General features: G+C 61.0%; 14 protein-coding genes and 1 other RNA gene. 14 read left to right on the top strand and 1 reads right to left on the bottom strand.

Features of this window, described 5'->3' with window-relative positions:
- The first annotated feature begins 159 nt into the window (after window positions 1–159).
- Window positions 160–2,901 carry a ribonuclease E/G gene (locus VR71_RS06620; RefSeq protein ID WP_045682254.1) on the top strand — a complete coding sequence of 914 codons (2,742 nt, stop codon included), beginning with the start codon at window positions 160–162 and terminating at the stop codon, window positions 2,899–2,901.
- Window positions 2,902–3,004: 103 nt separating this feature from the next.
- On the opposite strand, the gene VR71_RS06625 is transcribed toward VR71_RS06620, so the two are convergent.
- Window positions 3,005–3,241, bottom strand: a complete 237-nt coding sequence (locus VR71_RS06625) for a sulfurtransferase TusA family protein (protein ID WP_296429982.1) — start codon at window positions 3,239–3,241, stop codon at window positions 3,005–3,007.
- Between the two features lie 87 nt (window positions 3,242–3,328).
- On the opposite strand from VR71_RS06625, the gene VR71_RS06630 reads away from it, so the two are divergent.
- The 13 genes from VR71_RS06630 to VR71_RS06685 all read left to right on the top strand — a co-directional run bounded on the left by VR71_RS06630 (window position 3,329) and on the right by VR71_RS06685 (window position 16,704).
- Window positions 3,329–4,081 carry a cytochrome c biogenesis protein CcdA gene (locus VR71_RS06630; protein ID WP_009818739.1) on the top strand — a complete coding sequence of 251 codons (753 nt, stop codon included), beginning with the start codon at window positions 3,329–3,331 and terminating at the stop codon, window positions 4,079–4,081.
- Between the two features lie 54 nt (window positions 4,082–4,135).
- Complete coding sequence (locus tag VR71_RS06635; RefSeq protein WP_045682256.1) at window positions 4,136–5,338, top strand: hypothetical protein; 1,203 nt, start codon at window positions 4,136–4,138, stop codon at window positions 5,336–5,338.
- Window positions 5,335–6,696 (top strand): cytochrome P450, encoded by a 1,362-nt coding sequence (locus VR71_RS06640; protein WP_045682258.1) that lies wholly within the window; start codon window positions 5,335–5,337, stop codon window positions 6,694–6,696. The genes VR71_RS06635 and VR71_RS06640 overlap by 4 nt, the downstream gene beginning before the upstream one ends.
- Before the next feature lie 8 nt (window positions 6,697–6,704).
- Window positions 6,705–7,057, top strand: a transfer-messenger RNA (tmRNA) gene (gene ssrA / locus VR71_RS24720).
- Window positions 7,058–7,176: 119 nt separating this feature from the next.
- Entirely contained in the window at window positions 7,177–7,989 is an 813-nt protein-coding gene (locus VR71_RS06645) for a sulfurtransferase/chromate resistance protein (protein WP_045682260.1), read from the top strand.
- A 3-nt stretch (window positions 7,990–7,992) separates the two neighbouring features.
- Entirely contained in the window at window positions 7,993–9,246 is a 1,254-nt protein-coding gene (chrA, locus tag VR71_RS06650) for a chromate efflux transporter (protein WP_045682262.1), read from the top strand.
- Window positions 9,247–9,319: 73 nt separating this feature from the next.
- On the top strand, window positions 9,320–9,778 hold the full coding sequence (locus tag VR71_RS06655; RefSeq protein ID WP_040651566.1) for an SspB family protein: 459 nt from the start codon (window positions 9,320–9,322) through the stop codon (window positions 9,776–9,778).
- Between the two features lie 103 nt (window positions 9,779–9,881).
- Complete coding sequence (fumC, locus tag VR71_RS06660; protein WP_040651568.1) at window positions 9,882–11,273, top strand: class II fumarate hydratase; 1,392 nt, start codon at window positions 9,882–9,884, stop codon at window positions 11,271–11,273.
- Window positions 11,270–11,452, top strand: coding sequence for a DUF4169 family protein (locus VR71_RS06665; protein WP_045682264.1), 183 nt, complete (start codon window positions 11,270–11,272; stop codon window positions 11,450–11,452). Before fumC ends, VR71_RS06665 begins: the two co-directional genes overlap by 4 nt.
- An 85-nt stretch (window positions 11,453–11,537) precedes the next feature.
- Complete coding sequence (locus tag VR71_RS06670; protein WP_045682265.1) at window positions 11,538–11,771, top strand: ribbon-helix-helix domain-containing protein; 234 nt, start codon at window positions 11,538–11,540, stop codon at window positions 11,769–11,771.
- Between the two features lie 450 nt (window positions 11,772–12,221).
- Window positions 12,222–13,919, top strand: coding sequence for a BCCT family transporter (locus tag VR71_RS06675; protein WP_045682268.1), 1,698 nt, complete (start codon window positions 12,222–12,224; stop codon window positions 13,917–13,919).
- Between the two features lie 94 nt (window positions 13,920–14,013).
- Window positions 14,014–15,234, top strand: a complete 1,221-nt coding sequence (locus tag VR71_RS06680) for an aminotransferase class V-fold PLP-dependent enzyme (protein WP_045682270.1) — start codon at window positions 14,014–14,016, stop codon at window positions 15,232–15,234.
- Window positions 15,235–15,282: 48 nt separating this feature from the next.
- Window positions 15,283–16,704, top strand: coding sequence for a deoxyribodipyrimidine photo-lyase (locus VR71_RS06685; RefSeq protein WP_045682273.1), 1,422 nt, complete (start codon window positions 15,283–15,285; stop codon window positions 16,702–16,704).
- Window positions 16,705–16,767 lie beyond the last annotated feature (63 nt).

Below are 16,767 nucleotides of genomic sequence, written 5' to 3' on the forward strand. Positions count from 1 at the left end.
AAGAAGAACCGCGATGAAGCGCGCGAGACATCACCACGTCAGAGCAGGGGCCGCAACCGGCACCGATCGACGCGCGCCCGCTATCGCCCTTATCAGACATTTGCCGCAACGCGCCGCTCCTCCGGGGCCGGCCGCCGCGCCGCGATGCAAACGGAAAACATGGCTACGAAAATGCTCATTGATGCCACCCACGCCGAGGAAACTCGGGTTGTGGTGGTCGACGGAAACAAGGTCGAGGAATTCGATTTTGAGTCTGAAAACAAACGCCAGCTAGCTGGCAACATCTATCTGGCCAAGGTGACGCGGGTTGAACCCTCGCTTCAGGCTGCCTTTGTCGATTACGGCGGCAATCGCCACGGATTTCTGGCCTTTTCAGAGATTCATCCCGATTACTACCAGATCCCGGTCGCTGACCGCGAAGCGCTGATGGCCGAAGAAGAGGCCCTCGCCAACGCCCAGAACGACGAGGACGAGGATCGCCCGCGCCGCAACAGTGGCGGCGGCGACAACCGCAACGATAATCGCAATGGTAACGGCAATGGCCGTTCGCGGTCGCGGTCCCGCTCGCGCTCGCGGTCGGAAAAGACCCAGTCTGACGATGCCGTGACCACGTCTGAAATCTCGGGGATGGAAACCATCGACCTTGAGGATGAAGCGGCCACTGCGGCGGTGCCCGAAGGCACATCGCCGATGGAACGCGTCCCCGAAACCCCGGTCGAAGAGCCCGAAGACCGCCCCGCGCCGACCTCGCAAGAGGCTGGCGACGAGGAACCGGAAACCGATACCCGCGATCATGCGGCCCAGGATGACGAGATCGAATCCGTCGCCGAGGAAGACGACAGCGAGGATATCCGCCCGGTGCGCAAGCCCCGTGCGCGGCGTTACAAGATCCAGGAGGTCGTCAAGGTCCGCCAGATCATGCTGGTGCAGGTCGTCAAGGAAGAACGCGGCAACAAAGGCGCGGCGCTGACCACCTATCTCAGCCTTGCCGGTCGCTACTGCGTGCTCATGCCCAACACCGCGCGTGGCGGTGGCATCAGCCGCAAGATCACCAATGCCGTCGATCGCAAAAAGCTCAAGGAAATCGCCACAGAGATTGACGTGCCGCGCGGCGCGGGTCTTATCGTGCGCACCGCCGGGGCGAAACGCACCAAGGCCGAAATCAAGCGCGACTATGAATACCTGCAACGCCTCTGGGAGCAGATACGCGAATTGACGCTGCGCTCGATTGCGCCTGCGAAAATCTACGAAGAGGGTGACCTGATCAAACGCTCGATCCGCGATCTCTATAATCGCGATATTGACGAGGTTCTGGTCGAGGGCGAGCGTGGCTATCGCATCGCCAAGGATTTCATGAAAATGATCATGCCGTCCCATGCCAAGAACGTTAAGCATTACGTGGATCAACAGCCGCTCTTTGCCCGCTTTCAGGTCGAGAGCTATCTGTCGGGCATGTTCAACCCCACCGTGCAGTTGAAATCCGGTGGCTATATCGTGATCGGCGTGACAGAGGCGCTCGTCGCCATCGACGTCAACTCTGGCCGTGCCACCAAAGAAGGCTCGATCGAGGAAACCGCGCTCAAGACCAATATCGAGGCCGCCGAAGAGGTCGCCCGCCAATTGCGCCTGCGCGATCTGGCCGGTCTCATCGTGATCGACTTCATCGACATGGACGAGCGCCGCAATAACGCTTCGGTGGAAAAGCGCCTCAAGGATAAGCTCAAGACCGACCGCGCCCGTATTCAGGTGGGTCGCATCTCGGGCTTTGGCCTCTTGGAAATGTCGCGCCAGCGTTTGCGCCCCGGCATGATCGAGGCGACGACGCAGCCCTGTCCGGCGTGCCATGGCACGGGTCTCATCCGCTCGGATGACAGCCTCGCATTGTCGATCCTGCGCCAGATCGAGGAAGAGGGCGTGCGCCGCCGCTCGCGCGAGGTGTTGGTGAAATGCCCGGTGGGCATCGCCAACTATCTGATGAACCAGAAACGCGATCATGTGGCGCAAATCGAGGGCCGCTATGGCCTGTCGGTGCGAATCGAAGGCGACCCGCGTCTGGTCAGCCCGGATTTCACGATGGAGAAATTCAAGACCGCGACCCGCAATGTTCCCGAAGTGCCGATGGCGCAGTTCGTGTCCGGGAGTTCGGCGCTGATGGATGACATCGACGACGATACAGAGATCGAAGAGGATATCGAGGACGAGGACGAGGCGGACACCGACAAGAGCGATGAGGGCAAGACCCCCTCGGAGACCGGTGGTGATGGCTCGGACAAGCCCAAGAAAAGCCGCCGCCGTCGCAGCCGCCGTCGCAAGCCCAAGGGGGGCAACGGCTTTGATCGCAATGGGGACGGCGCTGATGACAGCGGTGATGACAGCAAGGACGACGACGAGGATGTCGTCTCGGATGCGACGGACACTCAGACTGAGACGCCTGAGGCCGTGACCGCGGCCCCCGCCGAGGCGCAGACCGATGCCGAGACCCAGATCGCCGACACCTCTGAGGAGAAGCCCAAGCCAAAGCGCACCCGCGCGCCGCGCAAGAAGAAAGAGCCGGCGGTCAGTGAGGCGTCGACCTCTGAGGATGCGCCTACGGCAAAGGCAGAAGACAAGCCCAAGCCCAAACCCAGGCGCACGCCAACCCCGCGCAAAAAGAAAGAACCCGAGGCGGTCGCGGATGCCGAGGCCGAGGTGACGGCACCCGCGCCGGAAACGCCCAAGGCCGAAGCGGCCCCGGCTGTTGCCGACGTCGTGGCACCAGATCCGATGCCGGTTGTGGATGCGCCGGTTGCCGAAACGCAACCCGAGCCGACGCCAGCGCCGACCCCGGCACCCGCCGCAGAAGCGCCTGCCGTCGAGGAAGACAGCAAGCCGAAACGTCGCGGTTGGTGGTCTCTGGGGTGATCCTTCTCGCTGCGTACGCAACGCGCGTACGCAGCGTACAGGCTGTACATACGCCGCGCCTCAGATCTGGGGCGCGGCGTATGTCTGTCGGATCAAGCGGGCGTTAGAGGGTCTTGCGGATCAGGTAGGTTTGGACACCGCCTGTATCTGTCGCCGAGAGCAAGTCATGCCCCGATTCAGCGCAGAAATGCGGCACGTCGATAATGGCGGCCGGATCATCGGCCTGCATCGCGATCACCTCACCAATGCCCAATGATTTCAAGCGCTTGCGCAGCTTGAGAACGGGCAGGGGGCACAGCAGCCCACAGGCATCGAGCGTGTCATTCGGTATCATGGCCATCCAGATAGCGGCCTTGTTACAGCCTGTCCACAAGGATGTGACTTTTTGCGTGGTGACGCCGGTCCTCGGGCGGGCTATGTCTGACCCATGTTCGGAATCGAAATCATAGACGCAGCCCTGTTGCCCGCCATGTTCGTGGCCTTAGCTGCTGGAATCATTTCATTTTTAAGCCCTTGTGTGCTTCCCATCGTCCCGCCTTACCTTGCATATATGAGCGGCATCAGCCTGAGTGACCTCTCTGAAAGCGGCAGCAGCCGCGCTCGAGCGGTGGTGCCGGCGCTGTTTTTCGTGCTTGGCCTGTCGACGGTCTTTATCTTTTTGGGGTTCACCGCCTCGGCGATCGGGACTGTGTTTCTGCAATATCAAAGCTATTTCAATACGATAGCGGGCGTTCTTGTGATGGCCTTCGGTGCGCATTTCGTGGGTGTCTACCGCATCAAATTCCTCGACCGCGAGGCGCGGATTGATGCGGGGGACAAGGGGGGATCGTCCTTTGGCGCCTATGTCCTTGGCCTTGCGTTCGCGTTCGGCTGGACGCCCTGTATCGGCCCCCAACTCGGCGCGATCCTGTCGTTGGCGGCCTCCGAGGGATCGGTTGCGCGTGGCACTGCGCTCTTGGCGATCTATGCCATCGGGTTGGGTGTGCCATTCTTGCTGGTGGCTGCATTTCTGCCGCGTCTTCAGGGGCTTATGGGCTGGATGAAACGCCATATGGAGCAGATTGAGCGGGTCATGGGCCTCCTGCTCTGGACCATCGGTCTCTTGATGTTGACCGGCGGTTTCTCGGCCTTTTCCTTTTGGCTGCTGGAAACATTCCCGGCCCTTGCGGTGCTTGGATAACACCTTACGCTTGCCCGATTTTCACGTTAGGCTCTGCTCAACAAGAGGTTGGACATGAGCAGCAAGGCCCCCGTGCGCCGTCGGCGCGTGTTCTATATTCCGGGCTATGACCCCATTCCACCGCGCCGCTACCGCGAGCTCTATCGCAAGGAAGGTGCGGAGCAATCCTCTATTTCCGGATATGAAATCAGTGTGTTGCCTGCCAAAGCTCAGGTTAGGTTCGGTTGGAATGTGGCCGCGCGGATCGAAGATGCGGAGGTCGAGAGCAGCTTTGAAGTGCTGGTTTGGTCCGACATCGTCAAGGGCAGCATGGATCAGGGGATTTTGGCCACCTATCTGACCTTGATCCGCACTGCGGCCATCTACATCGGCAGCGGCGCACTCTTTCGCCTCATGCGATTGCGAAAAGGTCCAGTGATTGCAGCGCTTTATCCGGTGGGATTCCTTCTGGCGCAATTGGCCTTGGCGCTCTTGGCAGCCTGGGGACTGGGCCGCGTGCTGGCGCTCTGGCATCCTTGGGCCGCATGGGGCGGTGTCATTGTCGTGCCATTCATCCTCGAATGGTTCCGGCGGCAGGATGGCCGGTTCTTTGCCTATTACCTGATGCATGATTACGCCTATTCAGCGCAGTATCTTGGGGCCAATCCGCCCGAGTTGGAGGCGCGGATGGCGGCGTTTACCACTGAAATTGCGACGGCATTACAAGGGGATAACGACGAGGTTCTGATTGTTGGCCATTCCTCTGGCGCGCATCTGGGGGTGTCGCTTCTGGCCGATCTGATCCGCGGCGGACAGGTCCCCAAGACAGGCCCGGTGCTGTCGTTCCTGAGCCTCGGGCAGGTGGTGCCGATGGTGTCGTTTCTGCCGCGCGCACACAGGCTGCGGGCGGACCTGGCCTATCTGAGCGTGCGGGAGGAATTGACCTGGGTCGATGTCACCGCCCCCGGCGATGGCTGCGCCTTTGCCCTCTGTGATCCCGTCAGCGTTTCAGGGGTGGCCCCGGCCAACAAACGTTGGCCGCTGGTCATTTCGGCGGCGTTCACGCAGACGCTGAGCCCCGAGCGGTGGCGCGCTTTGCGATGGCGCTTTTTTCGGCTGCATTTTCAATACCTCTGCGCCTTTGACCGGCCCAACGACTACGATTATTTCCGCATCACGGCAGGGCCTTTGACGTTGGCTGAACGCTTCCGCGACCGCCCACCGTCGAAAAGCCGGATCGAACGCGCCACCTCGCGTTACACGAGCCTTGCGCCATGATCCCGCCCAAGCCGCCCGCGCGCCCGAACCGCGTGACGCTCTGGCGCTATCTGCGGCTCTTTCGCGCCGATATCCTCTCTGCTCAGCCGGCACGTCTTTACCGGGCCTGGATGGCTGAATTTCGCACGCCGTTCTTTCGATCCTACCTCTGCAACGATACCGCGCTGGTCGATCTGGTGCTTAAGCAACGCCCTGATGATTTTCCGAAATCCACCCGTGTTTCCGAGGGGTTGCGTCCTCTGCTTGGGCAATCGGTGTTCGTCACCAATGGCGAGACATGGAAGCGCCAACGCCGTATCATCGACCCCGCGTTTGAGGGTGGGCGGCTGCGCGATACGTTCGCGGCTATGGTCACAGCCGGGCAGGGGGCGGTGACACGCCTTGCCCCTTTGGCCGATGGCACGCCGCTAGAGATTGAGTTTCACACCAGCCACGCCGCCGCCGATGTGATCTTTCGCACCTTGTTTTCTATCCCGATCGAGAACACGACAGCTGCAGAGGTGTTCGAGCAGTTCAAAGCGCATCAACGCACGCAGCCGGTGCTCAATCTTGCGGCTTTTATCCCTTTGCCGCAATGGTTTCCCCGGTTTCACCGGCGCCAGACGCGGGCCACTGCCCGCTCTATCCGGGCGCTCATCACTGGGTTGACGACCAAAAGGCGTGCCGAGATCGAAGCGGGAACAGCGCCCGACGATCTGGCGACCAAGATCATGACCACCGTTGATCCGGTCACAGGTGACCGGTTCGAGACGGAGGAAATGGTCGATCAGGTCGCGATTTTCTTTCTCGCGGGGCATGAAACCAGTGCATCGGCGTTGGCTTGGGCGCTCTATCTGCTGGCGCTTTACCCGGAGTGGCAGGAGCGGGTTGCGGCGGAGGCAGACGCGGTCTTTGGCGCAGGCCCGCCAGAGTTTTCCGACATGTCCGGACTGCGCATCACCCGCGATGTGTTCCGTGAGACGCTGCGCCTCTATCCGCCGGTGCCGATGATGGTGCGCGAGACGACCTGTCCCGAGCGGTTCCGGGACCGCGACATTGCCCCCGGCGCGCAGGTGGTGATCAGCCCGTGGCATTTGCACCGGCATGAACGGCTGTGGGATAATCCCGACGGGTTCGATCCGGCGCGCTATAGCACCGAGAATGGCAAGACCTGTCTGCGCGAGGCGTTCATCCCGTTTTCCGCCGGGCAGCGGGTCTGCACCGGGGCGGGGTTTGCCATGATCGAAGGGCCGCTCTTGCTGGCGATGCTGGTGCAGGCCTACCGATTTGACGTGGTGGCAGAGCGTCCGCCGGTGCCGGTGGCGCATCTGACAGTGCGGGGGCGCGATGGCATCTGGCTGAAACTTTTGCCACGGTGATCCGACACCCCCTTTGCAAGCGGGATCAGAGCGCCTATGTATAGGGTGTTCGCGCAAGCGGACTATGGACATAAACGCGCTCGTAATACGCGGATCGGACCCGGGGGCGGTACCCGGCGACTCCACCAAACATCCTTCATTTGGGGATCATGGGGTCGAAACAGGATCGACGAACGTCTAAAGGGGTTATGCTTTGTCTCGGTGAGGTACCACCGTTATCGGTCCGAAACGTACAGTTGCAAATGACAACCGTGCTCCGGTGGCCGTTGCTGCGTAAGCAGTAACCAAACCGAAACTTAAGCCCTTGCGCTTAGCCGCGTAAGGCGGGGTTCGCAGGCACCTGGCAACAGAAGCCTGCACTTTCAAACCAGTCTTGACAGACTTCTCCCCTTACGTGCAGATAGCAACATGGGGCCTCCGCGACTGCCCCGTGAGGCCAAGGCCCAAAGTCGCATCCACTGAAATCCCAGAGGATGTGCCATGCCTGCCACCAACGAAATCACTGTCTCACAACTCAACCGCCTGATCGGCACGCCCGATTGTCCGGTCATTGTCGATGTTTGCTTGCCCGAGGATTTTGATGCAGATCCGTATCTCATTCCCGGCTCGATACGTCACTCTCACAGCGATATCAGAGGGTTGATCGTGCGTCTTCATGGACGACGCGCCGTAATCGTCTGTCAAAGGGGCCTGAAACTCAGTCAGGGTGTGGTGGCGTGGCTCGAGTCCGAGGGGCAGCAGGCCGAATACCTTCAGGGAGGCATCCATGCCTGGCGTGCGGCTGACGATACGCTGCGCGTGCCATATGCGGCTCTGCCTGCACCCGTAGAGGGGGCCACCCTTTGGGTCACGCGCCACAGACCCAAGGTGGACCGGATTGCCTGCCCGTGGCTCATCCGTCGGTTTGTCGATCCGAGGGCGCGGTTTCTGTTTGTGGCCCCGTCCGAGGTAACGGCAGTGGCCGAGCGTTTTGGAGCCACGCCGTTTGACATTGAGGGAGTTTCTTTCAGCCACCGGGGCGAGACCTGCACCTTTGACACCATGCTTGAGTGTTTTGCTTTGAACGCGCCCGCATTGGAGCGTCTGGCGGACGTCGTGCGCGGTGCGGATACCAATCGACATGATTTACACCCGGTGTCGGCTGGATTGCTGGCGATCTCGGTGGGTCTGTCGCGGCAATACCGCGACGATCACGCCCAGCTAGAGGCTGGGATCTTGCTCTATGATGCCCTCTACCGTTGGGCGCGCGACGGGTTTGATGAAGGCCATGACTGGCCAGCGGGGCGGGGTTGAGAGATGACGGATGTATCCCTCAGCCATCTCTTTCGAAGCTTTGGCCGAATTGGCCTCCTGAGCTTTGGCGGGCCTGCGGCGCAGATTTCGATGATGCATGATGAATTGGTGGAGCGGCGCGGCTGGCTGACCGAGCAGCAATTTCTGGGCGCGCTGTCGTTTTGCATGCTCTTGCCGGGGCCAGAGGCGATGCAGCTTTGCACCTACGCCGGTTGGCGGCTGCGCGGGGTGCTGGGGGGGCTGATTGCCGGGCTTCTCTTTGTGCTGCCGGGGGCGGCGGTGATCCTGGCGCTTGGCCTTGGCTATGCCACTTACGGCGATCTGCCGCTGGTGCAGGCGGTGTTTCTGGGCGTCAAGGCGGCGGTGGTGGTTATCGTGCTGCAAGCGCTGCTCAAGCTGGCGCGTCGGGCACTTCTGCGGCTGGACAGTTGGGTGCTGGCGGGCCTTGGCTTTGTTGCGATGTTCTTTCTGTCGGTGCCTTTCCCGCTGATCATTGCTTCCGCCGCTTTCTGGGGGTGGTGGTCCCATCGGGACATGGCGGCGGATCTGAGCCTCGTCACCCCGGCGGCTGTGCCGCTCTCCGGGACCGTGACCACGGCGCTGGTCTGGGGCGCGCTCTGGGCGGCACCGGTGCTGCTCGCCTGGGGCATGGGAGCCACGTTTCTCACCGATCTGGCGCTCTTCTTCAGCAAGCTGGCGGTCGTGACCTTTGGCGGAGCCTATGCGGTGCTGGCCTATATGACCGATACGGTGGTGGCGACCAAGGGCTGGCTGACCACCGCCGAAATGATCGACGCACTCGGGCTGGCCGAGACCACACCGGGACCACTGATCCTTGTGACCGAGTTCGTCGGGCTATTGGCCGGATATGCGCAGGGCGGGGCAGGGATGGCAATCACAGCGGCAGTTCTGACCGTCTGGGTGACATTCACGCCCTGTTTTCTTTGGATTTTCACGGGTGCGCCCTATATCGAGCGCATTCTGGCGCGCCCCCGACTCAAGGGGGCCTTGGCGGGGATTTCTGCGGCGGTTGTGGGTGTGATCCTCAACCTGTCGGTCTGGTTCGCGCTCCATGTGCTGTTTGCGGAGGTGGCGATGACGCGTCTCGGACCACGTCCAGAGCTCAGCAGCTTTTCGCCGCTCGATGCGACATTTGTGGCCCTCGCAGGCGTTCTCTTACTGGTATTTCGTCTGCCGATGGTCTTGGGTCTGGCGCTGATGGCGGCGCTCTCGGGCGCGTGGCATGTTTTGACTTGAGCCGCGCATTGCAGGTCTTTTGTTTTGCTTAGAATCCCCTATGCTGACGTGCAGCAATTCCCCGGGGTCCAACATGTCTCGATCAATCGACTATGGAAATCTTATGCACCGTGCCATGCGCGGCCTCATCCAAGAGGTGTTGAGCAAGGTGCAATCCGAGGGGTTGCCGGGCGCACACCATTTTTTCATCACCTTCGACACCAAACATCCCGAGGCCAAACTCGCCAACTGGTTGAAACAGCGCTATCCATCCGAGATGACGGTCGTGATGCAGCATTGGTATGACGATCTCAAGGTGACCAATGACGGATTTGCCGTAACCCTGAATTTCGGCGACGCGCCAGAGCGGCTTTATGTGCCCTATGACGCGATACAGACTTTTGTCGATCCGTCCGTGGAATTCGGGTTGCGGTTCGAGACGCAAGAGGTCGATGAGGAAGACGACGACCTCGACGATACCGAGCCACCGGATGATGACCCGAGTCCGAACAAGGCCGAGGTGGTGAGCCTCGACAGTTTCCGCAAGTCATAGGCAGAACGCGTGGGTGCGACCCGTTGTATTCCGTCGTATACAGCATTGATATTTCGTGCAACTGCGGTATGAACGGGGCAAACTTGTCACGAAAGGCTTTGCCATGACCGCCACCCGCACCGAAACCGACAGCTTTGGCCCTCTTGAGGTGCCCACCGATAAATATTGGGGGGCGCAGACGCAGCGCTCGATCCAGAATTTCCCGATCGGTTGGGAGAAGCAGCCCATCGCGATTGTGCGCGCACTCGGTGTGATCAAACAGGCCTGTGCGCAGGCCAACAAGGCCAGTGGTACGCTAGACGCGCGTCTGGCCGACGCGATTATTCAGGCCGCGCAAGAGGTGATTTCGGGCAAGTTCGACGACAATTTCCCGCTGGTGGTCTGGCAGACGGGATCGGGCACGCAATCCAACATGAACGCCAATGAGGTGATCGCCAACCGTGCGATTGAAATTCTGGGCGGCGTCATCGGCACCAAGGACCCGGTGCATCCCAATGACCATGTCAACATGGGGCAATCCTCGAACGATACGTTCCCGACGGCCATGCACATCGCCGCAGCGATGACCGCGCGCGACGTGCTTTTGCCGGGGCTGGGAAAACTCTTGGCGGGGCTTGAGGCCAAGTCGGAAGAGTTCAAGGATATCATCAAGATCGGCCGCACCCATACGCAGGATGCCACGCCGCTGACCTTGGGTCAGGAATTCTCGGGCTATGCGCATCAGATCCGGCAGGGGATCGCGCGGGTGAACCTCTGCCTTCCCGGCATTTATGAGCTGGCCCAGGGCGGCACCGCCGTGGGCACCGGCCTGAATACCGCCAAAGGCTGGGACACGACCGTGGCGGCGCAAATGGCCGAGATCACCGGTCTGCCGTTTGTCACCGCCCCCAACAAGTTCGAGGCGCTGGCCGCCCATGACGCGATGGTCTTCATGTCCGGCGCGCTCGCCACCGTGGCGGGCTCTTGCTACAAGATCGCCAATGACATCCGGTTCCTCGGGTCTGGTCCGCGTTCGGGTCTGGGCGAATTGATCCTGCCCGAGAACGAGCCGGGATCGTCGATCATGCCGGGCAAGGTCAACCCGACGCAGGCCGAGGCGCTGACGCAGGTGGCGGCCCATGTCATGGGCAATGACGCGGCGATCAAGTTTGCAGGCTCTCAGGGGCATTTCGAATTGAATGTCTACAACCCGATGATGGCCTATAACCTCCTGCAATCCATGCAGCTTTTGGGCGATGCCGCCGACAGTTTCACCGAGCGGATGCTCAATGGCATCGAGGCCAATGGCCCGCGCATCGAAAAGCTGATGCAGGAAAGCCTGATGCTGGTGACGGCGCTGGCGCCCACCATCGGTTATGACAATGCCACCAAGGTCGCCAAGACCGCGCATAAGAACGGCACGACCCTGCGGGAAGAGGCGATTGCGCTTGGCTTCGTCGATGGCGAAACCTTTGACCGCGTGGTGCGCCCCGAAGACATGGTCGGACCGAAATGAGCGAGGGCCCGGTCAATCTGAACCGGGTGCGCAAGCAAAAGGCGCGGGCCGCTGACAAGGCCCGCGCGGAGGAGAATGCCGCGCGCTTTGGCCGAACCAAGGCGCAGAAGGCGATTGAGCAAGCCCAGGCCGACAAGGCGCGCGTCGCCCTCGATGACCATCGTCTGGACAAGGATTGATGGCGGTTTCATCTGACCTGACATACCTCGGAGGAGGCCGGGACACGGTCCGGGACGGGGGCAGAGCCCCCAAACCTTGGCCGCGATGAACGCGCGCCCCGTCAAACGCTCGCTCACCTTGCGCGGCCATCGCACCAGCGTGTCGCTGGAGGATGAATTCTGGCAGGCATTTCGCGAGATTTCCGAGGAAAAATCTATGGCTCTCAATGTCTTGGCGGCCGAAATTGATGAAAAGCGCGGGGTTGACGCAGGCTTGGCCACGGCGATCCGGCTCTATATCTTGGCCTATTATCGGGACCGGGCACGTCAAAAAGAATAACGCCGCGCGGGGGCGCGGCGTCTTTTGGCTTTACGTCTCTATGATCACTCCGCCGGTTGCTCGGCCATAACGCCATGTCTTTCGCGCAGATGGTCGCGGTAAAGCGCCTTGGTCAGCGATATGACCATCAGCACCATCACGATGGCAAACGGGAGTACCCGAATTGCCCAGTGCGAAGACCTGTGCGAACACCTGTGCGAATCCCCAAAAGCAGGATGTTTTGCGACATTGGAATGGCGGAAAAGTTACATGTTTCCCGTCATTGGGTTGCGAGTCTTGGCGGTTTTTTGCTAAAAGCCAAGGACAGACACCGGCCTCTGAGGCCCGGCTCGCGCAGGGGTCATGCCGTGCGCGCGAACCCGAAACGCTGCCACGCGCCGCGACGGAGCGGTGACCATCCCCAGCGACGGGACAGGGCTGGCAGCCAAAAGAACAGGAAAAGGAGGCCAGATGGCCGACGAAACAACAAACCAAGGGATACCCGCGCCAGAGGGGCAGTCGGATGTGATCGATACGGAGTATACGATCGGGCAGGACAATGTCGGGCCTTTCGGCCTTGATATTCACAACCCGGTCTTTTTCATTTCCGGGATGTCGATCGTGATCTTCGTTTTCTATGCTCTGGTTCTGCCGGATCAGGCGGCGAGCGTATTTGACTGGCTCTTTTCGGCCGTTACCAAGGGCTTTGACTGGTTCTTCCTGAGTGCCGCAAATGTCTTTGTGATCTTTTGTCTCTTTCTGATTGTCAGCCCGTTCGGCAAGGTGCGGCTGGGGGGCGACGAGGCGACGCCGGATTACAGCTATATCGGCTGGTTCGCGATGTTGTTTGCCGCTGGCATGGGTATTGGCCTCATGTTCTTTGGCGTGTCAGAGCCGATGAGCCATTTTTCCAGTGCCTTGGGCGGCACGGCGATGGAGGGCGGGGCGCGTAGCGATTGGGCGCCTCTCGGTGCCGCAGGAGGGGATCCGCAAGCGGCGACGCGATTGGGCATGGCGGCGACAATTTTTCACTGGGGTCTGCATCCTTGGGCGATCTACGCGGTTGTTGCCCTCGCGTTGGCGCTGTTTAGCTATAACAAGGGCCTGCCGCTCACGCTCCGCTCGGCGTTTTATCCAATTCTGGGCGAGCGGGTCTGGGGCTGGTGGGGACATGCCATCGACACGCTGGCGGTCTTTGCCACGCTCTTTGGCCTCGCGACATCGCTCGGTTTTGGCGCGGAACAGGCCGCTTCGGGTCTGACGTTCCTGTTTGGATCTGGCGACGCGGCAGAGGGAACGCGCAGTTTCCTTGGCATCACCTATGGCAATACCGAGGATAGTGGCGTGCCGGATTCCAGCTTGCTCTTGGTGCTGCTGATTACCGGCATCACGTCGATTGCGCTCATTTCGGTGGTGCGGGGTCTTGATGGCGGGGTCAAGGTGCTGTCCGAGATCAATATGGGGCTGGCTGGCCTGCTGCTGATCTTTGTGTTCTTTGTGGGCGGGCCGGTTTTCCTGCTGACGTTCTTCTTTGACAGCCTCTGGGCCTATTTGCAGAACCTCCTGGCGCTCTCCAACCCGTTTGGGCGCGAGGACACCAATTTCATGCAGGGTTGGACCGCGTTTTACTGGGCGTGGTGGATCAGCTGGTCGCCCTTTGTGGGCATGTTCATCGCCCGGGTGAGCCGGGGCCGCACGGTGCGGGAGTTCCTGATCTGCGTGCTGCTCATTCCGTCGCTGGTTTGCGTGCTCTGGATGAGTGTGTTCGGGGGCACAGCACTCAATCAGGTTATTGCCGATGGGTATGACGCGGCCATGACTGCGCCGCTGGAGCTCAAGCTCTTTCAGATGCTCGATGTGTTGCCCTTGGCGACGATCACCTCGACCATCGGGATCATCCTTGTGGTGGTGTTTTTTGTCACCTCCTCGGATTCCGGCTCGCTGGTGATTGATACGATCACGGCGGGTGGCAAGGTTGATGCGCCAGTCGCGCAGCGGGTGTTCTGGTGCATCTTTGAGGGGGCAGTTGCCATCGTGCTCTTGATCGGTGGTGGTCTTGCGGCGCTGCAATCGGCGGTGATTTCGACCGGTCTACCCTTTACTTTGGTGCTCTTGGTGATGTGCTGGGCGATCTTTCGTGGCTTGCAGAGCGAAATGAAAAGCCTGTAACACTCTAAAGAGTGTAATCTTGAAGCCCCCCGACGCTTGCGTGCCGGGGGGCTTTGTTGTTTTGTGGCGACAAAAAGGGACACTGGGGACAAGTATGACACTCGACACCGATTTCGTGCGCGCGCAATTTCCGGCTTTTGCCGAACCGAGCCTTGTGGGACAGGCGTTTTTCGAGAATGCGGGCGGCTCTTATACTTGCGCGCCTGTGATCGCGCGGTTGGAGCGGTATTACCGGCAACGCAAGGTGCAGCCCTATGCGCCCTATGCGGCCAGCCAACTGGCGGGCGCCGAGATGGACGAGGCGCGGGCGCGGCTGGCGGCAATGATGGGCGTGGCGGCGGATGAGCTGAGTTTCGGCCCCTCGACCACGCAGAACACCTATGTTCTGGCGCAAGCGTTCCGGCAGTGGATGGAGCCCGGCGATGCGATCATCGTCACCAATCAGGATCACGAGGCCAATTCCGGGCCGTGGCGGCGGTTGGCCGATGCGGGGTTCGAAGTCCGCGAGTGGAAGATCAACCCCGAGAGCGGATTGCTTGATCCCGCAGACCTCGAGAACCTGCTCGATGACCGGGTGCGGCTGGTGTGTTTTCCGCATTGCTCCAACGTGGTGGGGGCGATCAACCCGGTGGTCGAGATTACGGCGCTGGCGCATGCCGCCGGGGCCTTTGTCTGTGTCGATGGGGTCAGCTACGCGCCGCATGGTCTGCCCGATGTGGGCGGGATGGGGCCGGATATCTACCTTTTCTCGGCCTACAAGACCTATGGGCCGCATCAGGGCATCATGGTGATCCGGCGGGAACTGGGCAATCTCTTGCCCAATCAGGCGCATTATTTCAACGCAGGCACGCTCTACAAACGCTTCACGCCGGCGGGCCCGGATCATGCGCAGGTTGCCGCAAGTGCGGGCATGGCGGATTATATCGACGATCTGGCAGCGCATCACGGGATCACGGGCGGTGCCGTGACACGGGCGGCAGGGGTGCATGATCTCATGCGGGCGCATGAAACAGCACTTTTGCAGCCGCTCTTGGATTTTCTCAAGGAGCGCAATTCGGCGCGGCTGATCGGCCCGGTCGAGGCCGAGCATAAGGCACCAACCGTGGCCGTCGCCCTCAACCGGGCGGGGGCCGAGGCGGCGGCGCAATTGGCGGGGCATGGGATCATGGCGGGGGGTGGCGATTTCTATGCTGTGCGGCCTCTGACAGCCATGGGGGTAGACCCCGAGCGTGGCGTTTTGCGGCTGAGTTTCGTGCATTACACGACCCGTGCCGAGGTGGACAAACTCTTGACTGCGCTTGATGATATTCTTTGATCCGTCTGCTGATACGCACCGTATACCCACCAAAGACCGGGGCAGGGGATGACGGTGAAACCACCAATACTCGTATGGTTCAGACGCGATTTGCGCCTGGCGGACCACCCGGCGCTCTGTGCCGCGATCGAGGGCGGTGGGCCGATCATACCAGTGTTTATCCATGATGACAGCGTGGCGGGGCTGGGTGCCGCGCCAAAGTGGCGGCTGGGTCTGTCGCTGGCATCTTTGGCGCGCGATCTGGAGGACAGGGGCAGCCGTCTGATCCTGCGTCGCGGTTCGGCCCTTGAGGTCTTGCGCGCACTGGTGGCTGAGACCGGGGCCGGGGCCGTGCATTGGTCCCGGCTCTATGATCCGCAGGCAATTGAACGCGACAAGGCGGTTAAATCCGCGCTGCGTGAGGATGGCATCGCCGCGCAGAGCCATGCGGGTCATGTGATGTTCGAGCCTTGGACTGTCGAGACCAAGACCGGCGGGTTCTACCGCGTCTATAGTCCGATGTGGCGCGCGGTGAAGGATCGTGAGGTGGCAGTGCCTCTTCGGGCACCGTCAATGATCCTGGCCCCGGATATGTGGCCCGTCAGTGATGGTCTGGATGACTGGCATATGGGGGCGGCGATGGTGCGCGGCGCAGAGGTTTGCCTGCCCTATCAGCGCGTGGGCGAGGCGGCGGCCATGGATCGCCTTCACGCCTTCACCGACGGAGCCATCGCGGACTACAAGGACGCGCGCAATTTTCCGGCGGTGGAGGCTACATCCAGCCTCTCGGAGAACCTGACCTACGGGGAGATTTCGCCCCGGCAATGTTGGCATGCCGGGCAGAGGGCTTTGCATGCAGGGGCACAAGGCGCGGAACATTGGCTGAAAGAGTTGGTCTGGCGCGAGTTTGCCTATCATCTCATGTATCACACGCCACATATCCTGACGGACAATTGGCGGACGGATTGGGATGCCTTTCCGTGGTCCACCGATGCCGATCATCCCGACGTCATTGCGTGGAAACAGGGGCGAACCGGAGAGCCTTTTGTCGATGCCGCCATGCGCGAGATGTATGTCACAGGCAAGATGCACAACCGCGCGCGGATGATCGTGGCGTCCTATCTGACCAAGCACCTGATGACCCATTGGAAGGTCGGTCTGGACTGGTTCGCCGACTGCCTCACGGATTGGGACCCGGCCTCGAACGCGATGGGGTGGCAATGGGCGGCGGGGTGCGGCCCGGATGCCGCCCCTTATTTCCGGGTCTTCAACCCCGAAACGCAGCTGGAAAAATTCGACCGTGACGGTGCCTATACCCGTAGATGGATCGCCGAGGGACAGGGGCAACCACCCGCGACGGCGCTTGACTATTTCAAGGCCATTCCCCGCCGTTGGAGTCTGTCGTCGACATCCTCCTATCCCAACCGGTTGGTCGATCTTGCCGGAGGCCGAAACCGCGCACTTGCGGCTTATGAAGCACGGGAGTTCTGAGCCATGACTGACTTGACCGCTGGGCCAACGGCTGCTGCACTGACCGATAACAAGAGGACAGAC

Origin of the sequence: Roseovarius sp. BRH_c41, assembly GCF_000961715.1 — a bacterium.
Taxonomy (GTDB): domain Bacteria; phylum Pseudomonadota; class Alphaproteobacteria; order Rhodobacterales; family Rhodobacteraceae; genus Roseovarius.